This window comes from Gemmiger formicilis, from assembly GCF_016901605.1.
Taxonomy (GTDB): domain Bacteria; phylum Bacillota; class Clostridia; order Oscillospirales; family Ruminococcaceae; genus Gemmiger; species Gemmiger formicilis_B.
In genome coordinates this window covers 1-423 of sequence record NZ_JACJKP010000465.1, presented here as the reverse complement: position 1 = coordinate 423, position 423 = coordinate 1, and the positions used below count along the sequence as shown (strand labels likewise).

The 423-nt window shown below is 55.3% G+C and carries 1 protein-coding gene; it reads right to left on the bottom strand.

Going from position 1 to position 423, the window contains the following annotated elements; all coding sequences use genetic code 11:
• The coding region (locus H6B10_RS15465; RefSeq protein WP_204652358.1) for an ABC transporter ATP-binding protein at positions 1 to 402 on the bottom strand (402 nt) is incomplete at its 3' end.
• Positions 403 to 423: the final 21 nt, after the last annotated feature.

The following is a 423-nucleotide window of genomic DNA, read 5'->3' as shown; positions in this document are numbered from 1 at the left end:
AGCCTTCGGCTTACGGTCGAGCAGGTGCTCGATCTCGAGGATCTTGGCGGCTTCACGCACGCGCTTGTCGATCTCGTCCTTGGGCATCTTGCGCAGTTCCAGGCCGAACGCCATGTTCTTGTACACGGTCATGTGCGGGTACAGAGCGTAGTTCTGGAACACCATGGCGATGTCACGGTCTTTCGGCGGAACATCGTTGATCAGGCGATCGCCAATGTACATCTCACCGCCGGAGATCTCTTCCAGACCGGCGATCATACGCAAGGTGGTGGACTTACCGCAGCCGGAAGGACCGACGAAAACGACGAATTCCTTATCGGCGATTTCCAGGCTGAAATCGGGAACGGCAACAACGTTACCGGGGTAAACCTTTTTAACGTGACGGCAGCTGATAGAAGCCATGACAAAACCCTCCAAATATGG